This window comes from Phycisphaerales bacterium (assembly GCA_040221175.1).
GTDB lineage: Bacteria > Planctomycetota > Phycisphaerae > Phycisphaerales > UBA1924 > JAHCJI01.
Genome location: JAVJVK010000004.1, coordinates 959979 through 977966 on the forward strand (window position 1 = coordinate 959979; position 17988 = coordinate 977966).

Sequence of the window (17988 nt, forward strand, 5' to 3'; positions counted from 1 at the left end):
AGAGTCGTGTCGTCCGGGCTGTGTGGCGCATGGCGCTCAGCAATTAGGAGAATCATAACAACCACGAACACCACAACATGGTGGAATCATGATGTTGGGAGAAGTTCTTAGCGGCCGATACCGACCTCGATTATGAGTGAGTGCTTGCTAGCCCCGTGGACCCGAACCCGCCAACACCCCGCGCCGTCTCGTCGAAATCTTTGACCACCACAACCTCGCACATGGCCACGGGAGCGATCACAAGCTGGGCGATGCGGTCGCCGTGGTGGATGGTTTGGGATTCCTTGGAGAGGTTGATGAGCGCGACGCGGAGCTCGCCGCGGTAGTCGGCGTCGATGGTGCCGGGCGCGTTGGGCACGGTGATGCCGCGCTTGGTGGCCAGGCCCGAGCGTGGGCGCACCTGGCCCTCGTAGCCGTCGGGGATGGCGATGGCAAGGCCGGTGGGCACGATGGCGATCTGGCCGGGTTCGAGCGTGAGCGTTTGCTGATCCGGGGGCAGGCACGCGGCAAGGTCGAGCCCCGCCGCGTGGGTCGTCTGGCGTCTTGGAATCGCGGCGCGCTCGTCGAGCACGCGGAAGCGCACCGGCGGGGTCATCGGGCCTGCGTCCAGCTGCGACCGGACTCGACCTGGGCCGAGCTCGAGAGATTCGCCAGCTGGCGGTCGGCCGCGGCGATGATGCGCTCGGTGCTCTGGATGGCGCGGTCGAGGCTGCTGGCGCCCGCCACGCGCTTGTAGGTGTCGCCGCCGGGACGCTGGGCCATGCGGGCCTCGCTCTCGTGGCGGGCCTTGCGGAGCTCGGCGAGCGCGGCCTCGGCCCGGGCCCGCGTGGCGCGGAGCTCGGCGAGCAGCGTGGGCAGGTCGGCGGTCTTGGTGGGTGCGGCGGTCGGCATGGTGGCTTGATGCTGGCGGGTGCGGCTCTCGAGAATGAAGCGGGACCGGCCGGGCGTGAGCGAAAGTTTAGCCGTCTCTTGTTGGTGCCGGCGAACCTGGGTTTGCAGCGTGCTGGGGATCCCCCGAGTCGCCACCGGCACGACCACCCAGGCTGGGCACCCAGCGGCGCAGCTCCGCCAGCACGGCGTCGCGGTCGCCGGGGTCCTCGATGGCCCTGAGCGCCCGGAGGGCCCCGGCGCCATCGGGCCCGCCGTCCGCACCGGTCAGCCGGAGCACGCCGGGGCAGTCGGTCTCGATGAGTTCCTCGGCCGCGTGCACCAGGGCCTCGTGCAGCTTCTCGCCCGGGCGGATGCCCGTCTCGAGGATGACCTGCTCGCCGGGGGCGCCGCCCTCGTTCCACACGGGCGTCAGGCCGTGGGCCCGGGTGAATCGCTCGGCCAGCGTGGCGATCTCGACCGGCTCGCCCATGTCCAGGACGAACACGCCGCACAGGTCGGTCGGCTCGAGCGCCCCGGCGTGGGCCACGAGCAGCGCCGCCTCGCCGATGGTCATGAAGTAGCGCGTCATCCGGCGGTCGGTGATGGTGATGGGCTGGCTCTCGGCCACCTGGGCGCTCCAGATGCGCAGCACGCTGGCCGCCGAACCAAGCACGTTGCCGAAGCGGACGATCGCCACGCGCGTCTGCTTGCCTTCCGCCCGGGCGCGCGCATCGGCGGCGATGCCGTAGGCCTCGGCAAGGCGCTTGGTCGCGCCCATGACGCTCCTGGGGGCCACGGCCTTGTCGGTCGACACCAGCACCACGCGGTGGGCGCCGCAATCGATGGCCGCGTCGACCAGGGCGGCGGTGCCGAAGAGGTTGTTGCTGACCGCCTGGGCGGGGTGGTCCTCCATGAGCGGCACGTGCTTGTGGGCGGCGGTGTGGAAGACCACTTGCGGGCGCTCCTGCATGAGCAATCGCCGGGTGCCGGCCGCGTCGGCCACGTCGTGGAGGATCGCCCGGCGGGCCATCCCCGGATGGGCCCAGGCCAGGCGGCGGTCGATCTCGAAGAGCGCATTCTCGGCCCGCTCCATCAGGATGAGGCTCGATGGCGCAAGGCGGGCGCACAGGCGGGCCAGCTCGCTGCCGATGGAGCCCCCCGCGCCGGTCACCAGCACGCGCCTTCCCTGGATGAGCTCGCGCAGCGGCGCCTCGTCGGTCCGGCGCATGGGCCGGCCGATGAGGGCCTGCAGGTCGATGACCGGGGCCGTCGACATGGTGGCGCTCTGCGTGTCTTGCACGGGCGCGCCCAGGCCGACGAGCACGGGCGGCTGACGCTTCAACAGATCCACCACCGGCGGCAGGAAGCGCTCCTCGAGGCCGGCCTCCTGGATGGCCTGCCGCACGCGGGCGATGCCGGCGTGGTCGTCCAGGGGCAGGCTGACGATCGCCACGCGAACGCCCATGTTCTCGCGGAGCCCTTCGAGCGCCTCGAGCGAGCCCAGGGTTGGCACGCCGATGAGCCCGGTGTGCCCCTTCTCGCCGATGCCGGTCAGCACCAGCCCCACGACCATGGGCCCGCCCTCGGGGATGCTGCGTGCGGCCAGGGCGGCCGTGGTTGCGTCGCCGACGACGACGCTGGGCACGCCGGCGAGGGGCAGCAGGCCGCGGGAGCGGGCCTTGGGCGCTTGGGCCCGGGTCGTGGCGTTCTGGGCAAGCTGGGTCATGGTGCGTCTATCGGTTCGATCGTCGCCGCATCTCCGCGCGCGGGCCCGTGGTGGCCCGCGGTGGCCCATCGATGGCCGTTGCTGGCCGCCATGGCGCCGCGAATCTCGATCGCGCACGCGCAGGCCGGTCGCATCGTGGCATCGGACTTGCAACCGTCGCTGGTGGCATGGGCGCGTCGGCGGCGATCGTCCGTCGATCCGCCCGTTCGAGGAGAGAAGCCATGCAACGCCGCTTCGTGTTCACCAGCCTGCTCTTCGTGATGGCCGCCGCCCGGGCCGACGTACCCGGCTACGAGCTCACCGTGCTGGCCGAGTTCGACCGCACCACCACCCTCACGCGCGCCAGCGACGCGGGCCACGGCGTGGGCTGGCAGAGCGTGCTGGGGCTCATCCAGCCCTTCGTCGTCACCGAGTCGCAGGGCCTGGTGCACCTGCCCCTGCCCGATGGCTACCTCACCGGCCTGGCCTCGGGCGTCAACAACGATGGCGTCGTCGTCGGCGCCATGTCCATGAGCACGCTGCCCTTCGACGTCGGCCAGCCGGCCATCTGGCTACCCGACGGCGCGGGCGGCTACCAGGAGGGCATCGTGCTCGACACGCCCGACTTCGTCCAGGGCCCGCGCGGCCCGATCGCCAGCGCGGGCGGCATCGCGGTGGACATCAACGACGACGGCGCGATCGTCGGCTGGACGCGGGCCCAGGGCTTCCAGGGCGGGCCGGCCACGCTGTTCTCGATGACCGCCGAGCCGGTGAACCTGGGCGAGCTTGGCTTCGCGGCCACGCCCACCGACCTGAGCGAGACCGGCGTCGTCGTCGGCGGCCGCCTGCGCATGGACCTGGCCACCCTGGAGATCACCGACATCGGCGTGCCCGGGCCATTGGGCGGCACCAGCTTCGAGGGCGCACTCATCTATGGCGTCAACGATGCGGGCGAGACTGTCGTCGCCGCCGACCTGGCCAGCACCGTCTTCGAGAACTACCTCTGCTACACCCACGGCGACGCCGCCGGCTACGCGCGCGTCGACCCCGCCGAGCTGCCCGCCCGCTTCGTGGGCTTCTACGACATCAACAACCGGGGCGACGTGGTGTGGTCGGCCGGCGGCGGCTCGGGCATCCTGTTCAAGGACGAGGGCCAGATCGTGCGCGATCCCGCCTCGCTCGTGGTGGGCGGCACGCCGTGGCAGGTCGCCAAGGGCTTCCTGGACAACAACAGGCGGATGATCACCACCGCGTTCCAGTTCGCCCCCGAGCGCAACGCCATCGTGATGCTCGTGCCCACCGGCCCGGCGTGCGACGCCGACCTGGACGGCGACGGCGTGCTCACGCTCTTCGACTTTCTTATGTTCCAGAACCTCTTCGACGCGGGCGACCCCCGCGCCGACTTCGACGGCGACGGCGAGCTGACGATCTTCGACTTCCTCGCGTTCCAGAACGCCTTCGACGCCGGCTGCCCCTGACGCCCCGGCGCGGCGCCGGCCCTAGGCCGCGCGCTCGCCGCCGCCCTTCCCGCGCGCCCGGCCATCGTTGCCGAGCACGCAGCCGCCGCCGAAGTTCACCACCTTGAGGGCCGGATGGCCGCGGCGGGTGCTGGTCTGGGCGGTGACGCGGTAGGTGACCATCGTCGTGCCCAGGGGGATCGTCGCGTCGTGGAAGCGGCGCCGCAGGGCGGTCTGGACGTACACGAAGGGGCCGGCCGGGCCGTCGCGGCGCTCGACCACGTACGTCACCCCGCGCAGGCGGCGGCCGCCCTCGGCCCTGTTGTCGCACTCGAAGGACATCACCAGCGACCCGTCGTCCAGCAGGCGGTGCTCGAAGCAGCGCGGCACGCCCGGGGCGGGCAGGGGGCTGGCGTCGCGGCGCGAGGGGATCTGCGCCGCGACCAGGACGCTTACCGGGCTGGGCTGGGCGGCGGCGAAGGCGCGCACGCGGCCGACGGCGCTCGACGCCTTGCCGCGCAGCCGGCCGGTGGTGTCGTGGAAGCGCGCCAGCGCGGCCGACGCCTTGAGCCTGGCCCGCTCGTACTCGCGCAGGGCGGCCTCGGCGGCCTGGGTCATGTCGTCCAGCTCGTCGACGGTCGCCTCGTCCAGGCCGATGGCTTCGGGGTCGACCTCCCAGGCCTTGAGGTGGTTCTTGCACCAGGGGATCACGTCGGGATGTCGTTCGGGGATCGTGCTCATATCCGTTGGATCGGCGCGGCCGCGGCCGGACTTCACTCCAAATCCATACAACCGGCAAAGATTGCCGCCCACGGCCCTCCACGCGGCGTCTGATCGGGCCATGATCGGGTCTTGGGCGGCCTGGACGCGTTTCCGGGGGCCCGGGATGGGTTTCTGGATGACCAAAAATCGTTCTTGGTCATCCGAAAACGAACTTTGGGCGACCGCACACCGGCGGCGGGCGACCAGGAACGCGGCCGGGGCGACCGGGAATCGGGCCCGGTCGGCCGCAACCGGGTCACGGGCGGGGCGACCGGGGCCAGGTCGGGCTTGCATCGCGGGCCCGTTTCTGGTATAACCGGGCCCATGCCCACACCCAACACCCGCGTCCGCTCCGCCCGCACCGCCCTGACCGTGGCCGCCACGCTCGCCGCCGCCGGCCTGGCCCACGCCCAGGGGTGCCCGCCGGTGCGCTTCGTATCCCCCGATGGGGCCGACGCCCGGCACTATGGCGGTCCGGTGGCGATCGAGCCTACCGCCGATGGGCATCGCCTGGCCATCGCCCAGACCGGCAGCGTCTGGGTCTACGACCTGGTCGACGGGCAACCCTCCGCCGGCCAGGAGATCGTCTCGCCGTACCCCTTCATGGCCTTCCTGTTCGGCTGCGCCGTCGATCTCGAGGGCGATCGAATGGCGATCGGGGCCTACGAGGTCCGCTGGCCGGGCCGGCCCTTCCACCTGCGCAGCGTGGGGGGCGCGGCGGTCTTCGAGCGTAACGGCGACGAGTGGGCCCACACCGGCTCGCTGGTCGCGCCCTTGTCGGTCACCGCCGAGGCGGCGGTTGCCAACCCGATCCTCCATGGCGACACCATCTTCGGGGCCGGCGGGGGAAGGATCGTGGTGTTCGAACAAGACGCTGCCTCGCCGGATGGATGGTCGCCCGTGCAGGTGATCGAGCGGCCCGACGGCATGGCCTATGACGCGTCGTTCGGCTACCCCGTCGTGCCCACCGGCGACTGGCTGTTCGTGGGCGCCAACCGTGAGGACGTCTCGGGCGTGTCCATCGGCGGCTCGGTGGTGGTCTACCGGCGCCAGCCCGATGGCCGGTACACCCAGGTCCAGAAGATCGACGGGCCCGACCTGGGCGGCTACCAGATCAAGCTGTTCGGCCGATCGATGGACTGCGATGGACGGACGCTGGCCATCGGCTCGGCGTTGGCGTCGCCCGATCCCGATGTCGAAGAGCAGGGCGCCGTATACGTCCTCGAGCTCGACGGTGACACGTGGACCCCGCGCCAGACGCTGACCCACCGCGGCGCCGAGCGGCGCGACGGGCTGGGCGGCTACGCGATCCGCGTCGACGGCGACCGGCTCGTCGCGCAGGCCTCGGGCGACCGCACGGCACGCTCGGACAACATGGCCTACCTGTTCGAGCGCACGGGCGCGCGCTCCTGGCGGCAGAGCGCCCGCCTGTTGCCCACCCCGCCCTACCACGCAGCCCAGTACGCCAGCAACCTGGCGCTCGAAGGCGACCTCCTGCTCGTCGGCTCGCGCGACGAGTGCGAAGGGCCGGGCACCGACACCACCGGCGCCGCCTACCTCTTCGACCTGGCCTGCTACGAGTGCCCCGACCTCGACGCCGACGACCGGCTCACCGTCTTCGACTACCTCGAGTTCATGCGCGCCTTCGAGGCGGGCGAGGCGATCGCCGACATGGACAACGACGGCCAGCTCACCGTCGCCGACTTCCTCGCCTTCCAGAACGCCTTCGCGGTGGGGTGCCCGTAGGCCAGCGGCGTCCGCCCGTGGGGCCGGGGTGGCCTGCGCGGGGGTGCTGGACATCCGCACGGGCGCGGCGGCAATCGGGACGAATCGGGCGGGGGCCTGGATGCGGGCCTGGCGGGCGGGGTCGCACTGTCCCCAACGTGGCACGAAGTGGCTCGGGAATGCCGCGGGCCTCCCTACTATTCGCTTTGGAGAACGGGCCGTCCCGCGGGCGCTCTCGCCCACCCCGGACGGCCCCCGAATCGAACGCGAGGGACGCCGTTGAGCAGCAGTGTTGACGTTCAGAACCCCACCCGCACCAGCGCCGCGGCCGGCTCGGCGCTCGCCCCCACGGACACCTTCGTCCATCGCCACATCGGGCCGGACGAAGCCGAGGTCGCCGAGATGCTGGGGCTGCTGGGCTACGACGCGCTCGATGCGCTGATCGAGGCGGCGGTGCCGAGCCAGATCAGGACCGAGGCGCCCCTGAACGTGGGCCCGGCCCGTGGCGAGCACGAGCTGCTGGCCGAGCTTCGCGAGATCGCCGGCAAGAACGAGGTCCGCCGCAGCTACATCGGCATGGGCTACACCGGCACCATCGTGCCGCCGGTCATCCAGCGCAACATTCTCGAGAACCCCGGCTGGTACACGCAGTACACGCCCTACCAGGCCGAGATCAGCCAGGGCCGTCTCGAGGCGCTCTTGAACTTCCAGACCATGGTCAGCGACCTGACCGGGTTGCCACTCGCGGGCGCGAGCCTGCTGGACGAGGGCACCGCCGCGGCCGAGGCGATGGCGATGTGCTCGGCGGTGAACGGCCGCAAGCGTTTCGTCGTGGCCGACGACTGCCACCCCCAGACCATCGCGGTCGTGCAGACGCGCGGCGACTCGATGGGCGTCGCCATCGACGTGCGCCCGGCCAGGGAGCTCGCCAGCGCGCTGGACGGCGCCGCGGGCGTGCTGGTGCAGTACCCCACCACCGACGGTCGGGTGGAGTGCTACGAAGAGCTCGCAAGGCAGACGCACGACGCCGGCGGCATGCTGGTGGTCGCGTGCGACCTGCTGGCCCTCACGCTGCTCAAGCCCCCCGGCGAGTTCGGCGCCGACGTGGCCATCGGCAGCGCCCAGCGCTTCGGCGTGCCCATGGGCTTCGGCGGGCCGCACGCGGCGTTCCTGTCGACCCGCGACGAGTTCGCCCGCAAGATGCCCGGCCGCATCATCGGCGTGAGCAAGGACGCCCAGGGCAATACGGCCTATCGCATGGCCATCCAGACCCGCGAGCAGCACATCAAGCGCGACCGGGCGACGAGCAACATCTGCACGGCCCAGGCCCTGCTTGCGATCATGGCCAGCATGTACGCGGTGTACCACGGCCCCGAGGGCCTGCGGCGCATCGCGATGCGCGTGTACACGCTCACGCAAACGCTGCGGGCCCGGCTGCTGCAGGGCGGGCACGAGATCGCCGAGGATCAGGTCTTCGACACGCTGCGCATCCGGCCCGGCGGCGCCAGCGCCGCCGACGTCATGCACGCGGCCGATGCACGCGCGATCAACCTTCGCGACTTCGGCGACGGCACGCTGGGCGTGACTCTCGACGAGTCGACCCGGCCCCAGGACGTGGCCGACCTGCTCGCATGCTTCGGCGTCGAGGCGGACGTGAGCGACCTCGCAGGCAAGGCGCACACCGACATCGCCCCCGTGTTCCAGCGCTCCACAGGCTACCTCACCCATCCGGTCTTCAACACGCACCACAGCGAGACCGAGATGCTGCGCTACATCACCAAGCTGCAGCGCCGCGACCTCTCGCTGGCCGACAGCATGATCCCCCTGGGCTCGTGCACGATGAAGCTCAACGCGACCAGCGAGATGCTGCCCGTCACGTGGCCGGAATTCGGTGCTCTGCACCCGTTCGCACCGGCCGAGCAGACGATCGGCTACCAGGAGATGTTCGATCGCCTGGAGAGCTACATCGCCGACATGTGCGGCCTGCCCGCCGTCAGCCTGATGCCCAACGCCGGCAGCCAGGGCGAGTACGCGGGCCTGCTGACCATCCGCGCCCTGCACAAGAGCAAGGGCGAGGATCGCGACGTCTGCCTCATCCCCACGAGCGCCCACGGCACGAACCCCGCCAGCGCGATCATCGCCGGCATGCGCGTCGTGCCCGTCAAGTGCGACGCCAGGGGCAACATCGATATGGCCGACCTCAAGGCCAAGGCCGAGCAGCACAAGGACAAGCTGAGTGCGCTCATGGTCACCTACCCCAGCACGCACGGCGTGTTCGAGCCGACGATCAAGGACATCTGCAAGATCGTGCACGACAACGGCGGCCGCGTGTACATGGACGGCGCGAACCTGAACGCCCAGGTCGGCCTGTGCCGCCCGGGCGAGCTTGGGGCCGACGTCATCCACCTGAACCTGCACAAGACCTTCTGCATCCCCCACGGCGGCGGCGGCCCGGGCATGGGGCCCATCGCGTGCACCGAGGAGCTGGCGGCCTTCCTGCCGGGCCACCCGGTGCGGAACCCCGACAGCGCGGGGGCGAACGCCATCGGGCCGATCAGCGCCGCGCCGTATGGCTCGCCCAGCATCCTGACGATCTCGTACGTGTACATGGCCCTCATGGGCAGCGCGGGCCTGAAGCGGGCCACCGAGATCGCCATCCTGAACGCCAACTACATGGCCAAGCGGCTCGAGGACCACTACGACGTGGTATACCGCGGGCCCAACGGTCGCGTTGCCCACGAGTTCATCATCGACTGCCGGGCCTTCGACAAGAGCGCGGGCATCAAGATCGACGACATCGCCAAGCGCCTCATGGACTACGGCTTCCACGCCCCCACCATGGCCTGGCCCGTGCCCGGCACGCTGATGATCGAGCCCACCGAGAGCGAAGCCAAGGGCGAGCTCGACCGCTTCTGCGACGCGCTCATCGCCATCCGCCAGGAGATCCGCGACATCGAGGAGGGCAAGGCCGATCGCGAGGACAACCTCCTGCGCAACGCCCCGCACACCCAGGCGGCGCTCATGGCCGACCAGTGGACGCACCCCTACACGCGCGAGCAGGCGGGCTTCCCTGTGCAGTGGCTGCATGACGCCAAGTTCTGGCCCGCCGTCGGCCGCATCGATAACGCCTACGGCGATCGCCACCTGGTGTGCACGTGCCCGAGCGTGGAAGAGGTGGTGGCGGGGTCAGCGTGACGAACCGGCCCGCCGCATCGGCGCCGGCTTCAGGTACGTCAGGCTCCGCCACAGCCATTCCATCGGGCCGAAGCGGAACTTTGAAAGCCACAGCGGGCTGATGATCAGTTGCAGGGCCCAGACGCCCAGGACGATCGGGATAAGTTCGCTGCGACTGAGCTGGCCGAAGTAGCCAAGGCCCCAGCCGTAGAAGATGAACGCGCCGATGACTGATTGCATGAGGTAGTTGGTCAGCGCCATGCGGCCGACCGACGCCAGGGCGTGGCGGACCATGCCCAGCACGCCGGCCTTGCAAATGAGCATGACGAGGGCGACCCACGCCAGGGCCACGCCCACGCTGCCCGCATAGTTGAACCATCCCACCACGCCGAAGAAGGCGACGGGGTCGAAGCCCTTGGCGTGGTTCACGGCGACGCCCGCGGCGATGAGCCCACCGCCCAGCAGGGCCCCGGCGACCAGCATGGTCACGTAGTCGCGCACTGATCGCTCGGCTCGGAAGACCCCCCACTTGTGCAACGCCATGCCCAGCAGCATGAGCCCCGAGACCCGCCAGAAGATGAAGACGGCAAACACGAACGTCTGCATCATCACCACGTCTGGAGCCTGGGCGGCGGCGCGATGGAAGAAGCCGCCGAGCACCTTCTGGCGTTCTTCCTCGAGTGCGGCTGCATCGGGGAAGAACATCACGCCGACTTCCTTCCACGTCTCCATCATCTGCGGATCGGTGCTGTTGCGCAAGAGTTCGAACATGGCCTGCTGGGCGCCCGACAAGGCCATGCCCACGGGCAGCAGCAAGCCGCCGATGATCGCGAGCCAGAGCGCCCGGAGGCGACGCAGCGGGTAGACGAGCATGCCCACGAGCGCGTATGCAACCAGGATGTCACCGAACCAGATGAGGTACGCGTGGATCATGCCGATCGCCAGGAGCCAACCCATCCGGCGGTAATGCACGCCGGCGGCGTTTCGACCCGTCTCGGTCAGGCGCTCGGCCATCAACGCGACGCCCGCCCCGAAGAGCATGGAGAAGATGGCCATCATCTTCATATCGAAGAGGGCGTGGCTGGCCAGCCATGTAAGATAGTCGAGCCCCTCGAAGCCACCGGCGATGGGCGGATTGAAGAACGCTGCGCCGGTCAGCGCGAAAATGGGTATGTTCATCACGAATATGCCCAGCAGCGCGACGCCGCGGAGCGTATCGATGGAACGGATGCGATCCTGCTGCGTCGTGGGGCCGAGCGGCCCGGGCTCGGCGTGCTGCGGGGCGTTTTCCATGATCCGATCGTACCGGGGCGTCGGAAGAAAAGACGGCGGCCGCCTCGTGGTGCGACCGCCGCCTGGGTATGGAGAGAGACAACAGAGGGATCGGGGTCGGGCAGGCCGATGCGTTTACGGGCAGCCGGCCGAGAACAGGTTCTGGAATTCGAGGAAGTCGAAGAGGCTCAGGCTGCCATCGCCGTCGATGTCCGCCCGCAGGTCGCCCATGTCGAAGGCCGTCTGGAAGGCGAGGAAGTCGAAGAGCGTCAGCGAACCGTCGCCGTCGAAATCGGCGACGCAGGGCGCGACGCCGCCGGCGTCGTTGATGAAGACGCTGGTGGTGTTGCTGTCGCGGTTGGTCACGGCAAAGTCGCTCGAGCCGTTGCCATCAAAGTCGCCCACGGTGGCGAAGCTGGGCTGAACGCCAACGGGCAGGACCAGGGCAGCACCGAAGCTCATGCCGCCGAGATTCTCGAATACCGAGACCGCGCCGCCGTCGTTGTTGAGCACCAGGATGTCCGGGCCGGCCGCGGTGCCGGGGGCAAAGTCGCCCACGTACAACTCGGAAGGATCGATCGAGCCGACGGGCAGGCGAGCAAAACGGCTCAACACGCCGCCGGTGTTGGCGTACGTGTCGACGCTGTTGTCGATGGTGATGGCCATGTCCTGGTCGCCGTCGCCATCGAAGTCGGCCGCGACGATGCCCTCGGGGCGGTCGGCGGGCGTGCTGATGACCTGGCCGGCCACGAAGCCACCCGCGCCGTTGCCATTGAGGATCCGCACGGTGCGGTCATCGTGGCTGGTGACGGCGATGTCGGCCAGCCCGTCGCCGGTGAAGTCGGCGATCGCGGCCATGCGGGGCTCCTGACCCACCGCAATGTGCGTGCTGGCGGTCGACGCGCCCAGATCGAGCATGATCGAGATCGAGTTCGAATCACGGTTCACCACCACGAAGTCGGCCGTCGGGTTGCCGTTCAGATCACCCTTGACGATCCAGACCGGCTCGACCTGTGTCGCCGCGCTGCCACCAGCAACGAATGCACCGGCGCCATCGTTCAGCATGATCTGGGCACGATTCGGCCCGTCGAACACGACGATCAGGTCCTCGTCGCCATCGCCGTCGACGTCATGATTGATGGCCGCGTCGGCGCCGATGCCCGAGCCGAGGAAACTGACCGGGCCGGGCGTGAAGTTACCAGTTCCGTCGCCGACCATGACGAGGATTCGGTCGTTGGTGTCGACGATGACGGCAAGGTCCATCAGGCCGTCGCCGGTGAAATCGGCGCTGGCGATGCCCGAGGGGCGCTGGGCCGTGGCAAGGTCGGTGCGCGGGCCGAAGCTGATCTGGGCGCTGGCGGTGCTGGCGAAAGCGCCGGCGGCCAGTGCAAGGGCGAGCGTGGTGGTCTTGGTCTGAGTCGTGCGTTGCATCTTCATTCTCCTGGGGTAGGAAGTTCGAGTCGTATCCACGTGGCCACGATCCTCCTCTGGTCGCGACGCTGCGATGGTTATTACAACCAGCGTGCCAATAAACAAAAACACCCCGCCGGGCGTGCAGGCGGGGGGCGACGTCGTGAATGGATTCTGGCTCCGGCTTTTGCTGGCCATCGCCGCAAGGCCCGTCGGCCATGCGTGGCCGCCTACTCGTCGAACGCGTTCTGGAACGCCAGGAAGTCGAAGATGTCCAGCGTTTCGCTCAGGTCGAAGTCGGCGCGCAGATCCCCGGCATCAAACAGATTCTGGAATGCCAGGAAGTCAAAAATGTCCAGCACGCCGTCGTCGTTGAGATCGGCGCGCAGGCCGTAGACGGCCAGGTCCTGATGGCGGATCACGCCATCGCCATCCAGGTCGAAGAGTGCGAAGTCGTAGGGCGGATCCGCCAGACGGACTTCTCCGTTCTTCTGGCCATCGGCATCGATCGCGTCCCCATCGTTGGCATAGACCCAGTCTCGCAGCAGTTCCTGGTCGAGCAGGTCCACGATCGAATCGCCGTTGAGGTTACCAGGCTCGAGGTCGAAGCCCACGTCCGTCCAGACGTAGAGCCCGTCCACGAACTCGTCGGCATAGCTGGTCCCGACGAGGGCCGAGACTTCCCAGCGATTGGGCTCGAGCGAATCTTCGATGTCGCGCCCCTCCCAGTCTTCGATGAGCACCCAGGCTTCGCCGCTGGCAAAGGGCACCGAATCAATCAGGTCGGTGACGCCCTCCTCGATGCTCCAGCCATCATCGGCCCTCAGGTTGATCGGCGGGGTCGACGTGCCCGCAAGTTGGCCATAGCCGCGATTGGTCACTGCGCCCACGAAAGTGACGGTGGTGCGGTCGCTGGCAACATCATGCTCGAATCGCACCTCGACCCACGGGTCATAGGCGCCATCGACCGATCCGCCACGCATGCCGCTGGGCTGGATGTAGCCTTCCGACCGGGTGAAGAACCGACCCCGCACGACCATGGTCTCACCCGCGTCGAACATGCCATCGCCGTTGCCCGTCTCGCTCACCAGCGTGACACCCGAGCACCCGCAGAAGGCAAGCGACCAGTCGGCGCCGCTACGCTCGAATGGTTCGCCCGTGTAGATGCTGCGGTCGTAGTCTTCGGTCGATTCCGCGATGCGCTCGCCGATGGAACTCCCCGGGCGCGAACCGAAGCGCGCCACGTTGGCCATGAACCTGCTTTCGGCCGACGCGCCTAGGTGGCCGCCCGTATCTTCACGCCGGTCCACGCTGATTTCGATGAAGCCCAGCAGCGGGCTGGCGCCGAACCGGAATGGGTCGAAGGGCTGGCCGCTCAGGCCCAATGTGCCGGGCGGGTTGATCAGGCCGTCGAGTACGAGCTGGATGCGGAAGACATCGGCGCCCTCGCTGTCGATAACCGTGCCCGCGTACGGATTCGTGGCCGGCGAGAACGGCTGCCACCCTCCGATCGACAGGGACACGATGTCCGGCAGCGTTGCGTCGGGGTGAACCACGCCCATTCCGCCGCGATCGGTCGGCCGAAGGACGGCATCGCCCACGGGATCCGTAAAGAACGACTCGCCGGGATCGGCAACCACCAGAGCGCTCGTGACGAGCATGCCTGCGAGCCCCAGCCCTATTGGGATTCGACGTGTCATGGCGTGCTCAGCTCCCGCACCAGGTCGTGCAGTTCGTATCGCTCGATTCGGTTCCGCATGCTGCTTCGCTGCATGTCGATCAATCGGGCCGCCGCAGCAACGTTGCCGGCCGTGTGCCGGAGGGCCTGCTCCACCAGTTCCCGTTCCACCGCTTCGGCCGTGCACGGTCCGCGGTCGAAGTCGAAGACCAGCCCACTGCCGGCCTCGGTGCGCTCGGCGCCGCCGCCCAGTGGCAGGTCCCTCGGCTCGATGGTCTCGTCTTGGGAAAGCAGTGCGGCGTGCTGCACTGCGTTTACCAGCTCGCGGACGTTGCCGGGCCACGCATAGCTGCGAAGGGCGCGTTCGGCGGCCTCGCTGAATTCCATCTCGCTGCGGCCGAACTGCCGGGCGAACTTCGCAAGCGCCGAACGAGCGATCAACAGCACGTCTTCGCCGCGGTCCCGAAGCGGCGGAATCTCGACCGTAAACGTGTTGAGGCGATAGAACAGATCGCCGCGGAAGGACTTCTCGCGCACGCGGGCGGGCAGGTCCTGGTTGGTTGCCGCAATAACCCGGGCCGACACCCTGCGTTCACGCGTGCCGCCCACGCGGCGCAGCGTGCCCGCCTCGAGCACGAGCAACAGCTTGCTCTGGAGTTCCAAGGGCATCTCCCCGATCTCGTCGAGGAAGATCGTGCCATCGGTCGCCATCTCGAACAGGCCTTCGCGGGCCTCCTTCGCGTCCGTGAAGGCGCCCCGCTCGTGACCGAACAACTCGGCCTCGATCAGGTTCGCCGGCAGGGCCGCACAATTGACGTGTACGAAGGGCTGGGACGCGTCTCGATCGGTCGCAACCGCGTGCAGTTCGCGCGCCAGCACGCCCTTGCCCGTGCCGGTCTCGCCGGTGATCAGGACTGTGGGCAGGGCGGCCGGACCATCGCCCACCTTGGGCAGCGGAAGCGTCGCCAGGCGCCGGATCATGGTGATCGCCGCTTGCCACGCATCGGCTTCGCCGACCGGCCCGGATGCCACGTCGTCGGGTGTCTGGCTGGCTAGCCGCTCGTGCAGCCGGAGCTTGGCCTCGCGCTTGCCACGCTCGAGCGTTCGTTCGACCACCAGCGTGAGTTCGGCCACGCTCAGCGGCTTGAGCAGATACTCGTCGGCCCCCAGCTTCATTGCCTCGACGGCAGTCGAAACGCTGTCGTCGGAGGTCATGACCAGCACGCCGCCGGTAAAGCCTTCTTCGCGGATGGCCTTGATGAGCGCCAGGCCGTCGTCGCCGGGAAGCCGCAGGTCGGTCAGCACCAGGTCGACGTGCTGGGCGCCGAAGATCTCCAGCCCCTGGGCTACGCTGCCGGCCTCGAGGCATGCGTGGCCCGCCCGCTTCAGTGTCGTTGCCACCGAAAATCGCAGGTCTTGGTCGTCTTCTACGAGCAGGATCGTGGCCAAGGCCGGCCTCCAACTGGCCACCAATGGCCAGCCCGGGTTCAGTGTACCGGCAGTCGGAGGGCAAAAACCGCCCCGGAACCCCTGCCAGGGTCGCGCAGCCAGGCTTCTCCGCCATGATCCCGTGCGACCTTCTGAACCATTGCAAGACCGATGCCATTGCCATCGCTCTTGGTGGTGAAGTAGGGCTGGAAGATGTGGGCCTCGGCGTCTTCGGGCACCCCCGGCCCCGTATCGGCCACGTCGATGCCCCACTGCGACTCACCGGGACTCGGATTCTCGGACCACATCGTCACCCGCACGGCCCCACCTTTTGGCGTCACATCCAGCGCATTGGACACCAGGGCCACCAACGCCTGCTCGAGGTGTCCGGGGTCGAACAACGCACGCTGCGGAGCGCCGCTGGCATCCAGTTCCAGCCGAACTTCCGACGCCCGAGCCCGGTCCTGCATCGCCGCGATGGAATCTTCGGCCCATGCGGCGGGAGACAATTCCATCCGATTCAGCTCTTCGGGTCGTGCCAGGTCCAAGAGCTTCTTGAGCCAGATGTTCACGCGATCAACCGTCGACACGATGCGTTCCAGCGTGCCGCTGCGAGCCGCTGCGTCGGGTTCATCGCCGGCCAACTCGGCCATCATGCGGATGCCGGACAGCGGACTCTTGATGTTGTGGACGATGCGGCGGGTTGCGCTGCCGAATGCCGCCATGCGCTCGCGTTCGATGCGCTCGGCCTGCATGGCGCCGATCGTGCCGGCCATGGAATTGAACTCGCTGGCCAGCATGGCGATCTCGCCCTGACCGATGACCCGCACGCGATGGTCGAACTCGCCGCGCGCGAATCGTTCGGCTGCCTTGCGCAGCTCCGCCACGGGTGCCAGCACCCATCGCCGGACCAGTTCGATCGCCAGGGTACCCGCCAGGAGCGCTATTGCCAGGCTTGCCGCCAGAGACGCGAAGACACGGCTCCGCATGTCGTCGGCGTGCGAACTGGCAAGCATGGCGTTCTCGATCACGCGAGACTCGATGGCCTCGATCCGTTCATGAATATCAAAGAGGGCGGCCAGAGCATCGGCACGCTCGGCCTCGCCCTGGGTCTCAAGCCAGCGCCCGACGCCTTGCTCGGCCATGGCGATGCGATTGGCAAGGTACTGCGGCACGCCATCGCCCAGCACGATCTCCAGCCGCTCGGCCGCTTGAAGCTCGGCGGCCGCCGCTTGCGCCCGCCCGCTCAAGTCCTGGATCGACGCACGGTCTAGGCCTTGAGGCCCCTCGGGCGCATCCGGGGGCGCGGGGCCGATCGCCGCGTGCTGGGTGCCGCGGGCGATCTGGTTGTGCTGCGTCCCCGCCGCTCGCTTGACGGTGCTCAAGAGCATCAGGGCCTGCTCGGTCGCGCGCATCGGTTGATCGAGCTGCCGCTCGAGGAACAGCACGCCCCACAGCATCGTGCCCGCGTTGATCAACACCACCACGCCGAACGTCAGCAGCAGAAAGGCGAACCTGCCGCGGAGCGATTGCATCCTTGCAAGCGGCGCCCAGGAAATATCCCATCGCTTCATGGCGCCCCACATTCGATGCTCAGTCGGCGGCGTGCGGCGGCCAGCTTCACCGGTGAGGGTGGTCATAGTCCCATCGCCAACTCGACTCTTCGAGCGGTCGATTGGAGGACTCCACGTGCCCGTCGACGAACGCGACGTTCAGGCCCGAACCGTGTCGGGACGCGGGCATCCACGTCCGGCCGTCGTCGTACAGGCCATCATCGCCGATCGGCGGCGCGGAATACACGGGCGTCACGCCCCGGGCGGTTGCTTCAACGCCGTCCACGTCCCATGCCAGCGGCACCATTGCCTCGCTGAGCACGCGTTCGGTCAGGCACGTCTGCATGCTCCGGCCACCCGGTCCTTCGACCCGATGCAGGCGTGCATTGAAGCCATACGACACGGTGTTCCAACTGGCGACGCCGCCGCCCGAGCAGGGGGCATCGCGCCGCAGCACGAGATCACCACGAACCGAAGCGCACCGGAGGGGCACGTCCTGGCCATCGTTCAACGCCACACGAGAGCGGCCGTCACCGTACTTCCAGTATTCGTCGATCCCGTAGAGGCTTTCCTGGAACGTCTCCAACGCGACGTGGCCGTGCCTGCCGCACGGATCGTGGGTGCGACCGCTGTCCAGTTGCGGATCGAGGAACATCTGCAGGTCGAATGCCACGTTGCGAAGCGACATCTGGCATCGGAAGCTGCGCGAGGCGTCCATGGCGCCAAACAGCACCGGCAGAAGAATGCCGAGCAAGACGCCCAGCAGCGCCAACACCAGCAGCAACTCAACGAGCGTTACGCCCCGGCGAACCCGGTGCGGCAGGCCAAGTGGCCTGATTCGAATGTTGGCTGGCGGTCGACCCATCAAGAACATCCCCACGATTGTCAGGCATTGTACACGAAACCGCCCGGGCCAGCGCACGAAAGTCGAACGAATCAAGATCCTGTCAGGAC

General features: G+C 68.7%; 13 protein-coding genes. 3 read left to right on the plus strand and 10 right to left on the minus strand.

Going from position 1 to position 17988, the window contains the following annotated elements:
• Positions 1 to 130: 130 nt before the first annotated feature.
• The 3 genes from dut to RIE32_06430 all read right to left on the minus strand — a co-directional run bounded on the left by dut (position 131) and on the right by RIE32_06430 (position 2596).
• Positions 131 to 595 carry a dUTP diphosphatase gene (gene dut, locus RIE32_06420; protein MEQ9095882.1) on the minus strand — a complete coding sequence of 155 codons (465 nt, stop codon included), beginning with the start codon at positions 593 to 595 and terminating at the stop codon, positions 131 to 133.
• Complete coding sequence (locus RIE32_06425) at positions 592 to 891, minus strand: hypothetical protein (GenBank protein ID MEQ9095883.1); 300 nt, start codon at positions 889 to 891, stop codon at positions 592 to 594. Before RIE32_06425 ends, dut begins: the two co-directional genes overlap by 4 nt.
• 67 nt (positions 892 to 958) lie before the next feature.
• Positions 959 to 2596 carry a polysaccharide biosynthesis protein gene (locus RIE32_06430; GenBank protein ID MEQ9095884.1) on the minus strand — a complete coding sequence of 546 codons (1638 nt, stop codon included), beginning with the start codon at positions 2594 to 2596 and terminating at the stop codon, positions 959 to 961.
• A 221-nt stretch (positions 2597 to 2817) separates the two neighbouring features.
• Here RIE32_06430 and RIE32_06435 point away from each other — a divergent pair, with 221 nt between their 5' ends.
• Positions 2818 to 4053 carry a GC-type dockerin domain-anchored protein gene (locus RIE32_06435; protein ID MEQ9095885.1) on the plus strand — a complete coding sequence of 412 codons (1236 nt, stop codon included), beginning with the start codon at positions 2818 to 2820 and terminating at the stop codon, positions 4051 to 4053.
• Positions 4054 to 4074: 21 nt separating this feature from the next.
• Here the strand turns inward: RIE32_06435 and RIE32_06440 are convergent, their stop codons facing one another.
• Positions 4075 to 4773, minus strand: a complete 699-nt coding sequence (locus tag RIE32_06440; GenBank protein ID MEQ9095886.1) for a hypothetical protein — start codon at positions 4771 to 4773, stop codon at positions 4075 to 4077.
• Positions 4774 to 5118: 345 nt separating this feature from the next.
• Between RIE32_06440 and RIE32_06445 the strand changes: the two genes are divergently transcribed.
• Together RIE32_06445 and gcvP are read left to right on the plus strand one after the other, a co-directional pair.
• A complete protein-coding gene (locus tag RIE32_06445; GenBank protein MEQ9095887.1) occupies positions 5119 to 6540 on the plus strand; it encodes a GC-type dockerin domain-anchored protein in 1422 nt (473 codons plus the stop codon).
• A gap of 258 nt (positions 6541 to 6798) precedes the next feature.
• The gene (gene gcvP / locus RIE32_06450) at positions 6799 to 9714 is read left to right on the plus strand and encodes an aminomethyl-transferring glycine dehydrogenase (protein MEQ9095888.1); all 2916 of its coding nucleotides are present in this window, start codon (positions 6799 to 6801) and stop codon (positions 9712 to 9714) included.
• Here gcvP and RIE32_06455 read toward each other — a convergent pair.
• The 6 genes from RIE32_06455 to RIE32_06480 form a co-directional block, all read right to left on the minus strand.
• Complete coding sequence (locus RIE32_06455) at positions 9706 to 10986, minus strand: DUF418 domain-containing protein (GenBank protein MEQ9095889.1); 1281 nt, start codon at positions 10984 to 10986, stop codon at positions 9706 to 9708. The genes gcvP and RIE32_06455 overlap by 9 nt on opposite strands.
• Before the next feature lie 114 nt (positions 10987 to 11100).
• The gene (locus RIE32_06460) at positions 11101 to 12396 is read right to left on the minus strand and encodes an FG-GAP-like repeat-containing protein (protein ID MEQ9095890.1); all 1296 of its coding nucleotides are present in this window, start codon (positions 12394 to 12396) and stop codon (positions 11101 to 11103) included.
• 209 nt (positions 12397 to 12605) lie between these two features.
• Complete coding sequence (locus tag RIE32_06465; GenBank protein MEQ9095891.1) at positions 12606 to 14075, minus strand: hypothetical protein; 1470 nt, start codon at positions 14073 to 14075, stop codon at positions 12606 to 12608.
• Positions 14072 to 15502, minus strand: coding sequence for a sigma-54 dependent transcriptional regulator (locus tag RIE32_06470; GenBank protein ID MEQ9095892.1), 1431 nt, complete (start codon positions 15500 to 15502; stop codon positions 14072 to 14074). Before RIE32_06470 ends, RIE32_06465 begins: the two co-directional genes overlap by 4 nt.
• 38 nt (positions 15503 to 15540) lie before the next feature.
• The gene (locus RIE32_06475; GenBank protein ID MEQ9095893.1) at positions 15541 to 17121 is read right to left on the minus strand and encodes a HAMP domain-containing sensor histidine kinase; all 1581 of its coding nucleotides are present in this window, start codon (positions 17119 to 17121) and stop codon (positions 15541 to 15543) included.
• Complete coding sequence (locus RIE32_06480; GenBank protein MEQ9095894.1) at positions 17102 to 17899, minus strand: prepilin-type N-terminal cleavage/methylation domain-containing protein; 798 nt, start codon at positions 17897 to 17899, stop codon at positions 17102 to 17104. The genes RIE32_06475 and RIE32_06480 overlap by 20 nt, the downstream gene beginning before the upstream one ends.
• Between the last annotated feature and the right edge of the window lie 89 nt (positions 17900 to 17988).

What these genes read in the sequence shown, in the direction of transcription:
- RIE32_06465 (MEQ9095891.1), bottom strand. Translation starts at nt 14,075, where the DNA reads ATGACACGTCGAATCCCAATAGGGCTGGGGCTCGCAGGCATGCTCGTC.
- RIE32_06455 (MEQ9095889.1), bottom strand. Translation starts at nt 10,986, where the DNA reads ATGGAAAACGCCCCGCAGCACGCCGAGCCCGGGCCGCTCGGCCCCACG.
- RIE32_06430 (MEQ9095884.1), bottom strand. Translation starts at nt 2,596, where the DNA reads ATGACCCAGCTTGCCCAGAACGCCACGACCCGGGCCCAAGCGCCCAAG.
- RIE32_06475 (MEQ9095893.1), bottom strand. Translation starts at nt 17,121, where the DNA reads ATGACCACCCTCACCGGTGAAGCTGGCCGCCGCACGCCGCCGACTGAG.
- RIE32_06425 (MEQ9095883.1), bottom strand. Translation starts at nt 891, where the DNA reads ATGCCGACCGCCGCACCCACCAAGACCGCCGACCTGCCCACGCTGCTC.
- RIE32_06445 (MEQ9095887.1), top strand. Translation starts at nt 5,119, where the DNA reads ATGCCCACACCCAACACCCGCGTCCGCTCCGCCCGCACCGCCCTGACC.
- dut (MEQ9095882.1), bottom strand. Translation starts at nt 595, where the DNA reads ATGACCCCGCCGGTGCGCTTCCGCGTGCTCGACGAGCGCGCCGCGATT.
- RIE32_06435 (MEQ9095885.1), top strand. Translation starts at nt 2,818, where the DNA reads ATGCAACGCCGCTTCGTGTTCACCAGCCTGCTCTTCGTGATGGCCGCC.
- RIE32_06460 (MEQ9095890.1), bottom strand. Translation starts at nt 12,396, where the DNA reads ATGCAACGCACGACTCAGACCAAGACCACCACGCTCGCCCTTGCACTG.
- RIE32_06480 (MEQ9095894.1), bottom strand. Translation starts at nt 17,899, where the DNA reads ATGGGTCGACCGCCAGCCAACATTCGAATCAGGCCACTTGGCCTGCCG.
- RIE32_06440 (MEQ9095886.1), bottom strand. Translation starts at nt 4,773, where the DNA reads ATGAGCACGATCCCCGAACGACATCCCGACGTGATCCCCTGGTGCAAG.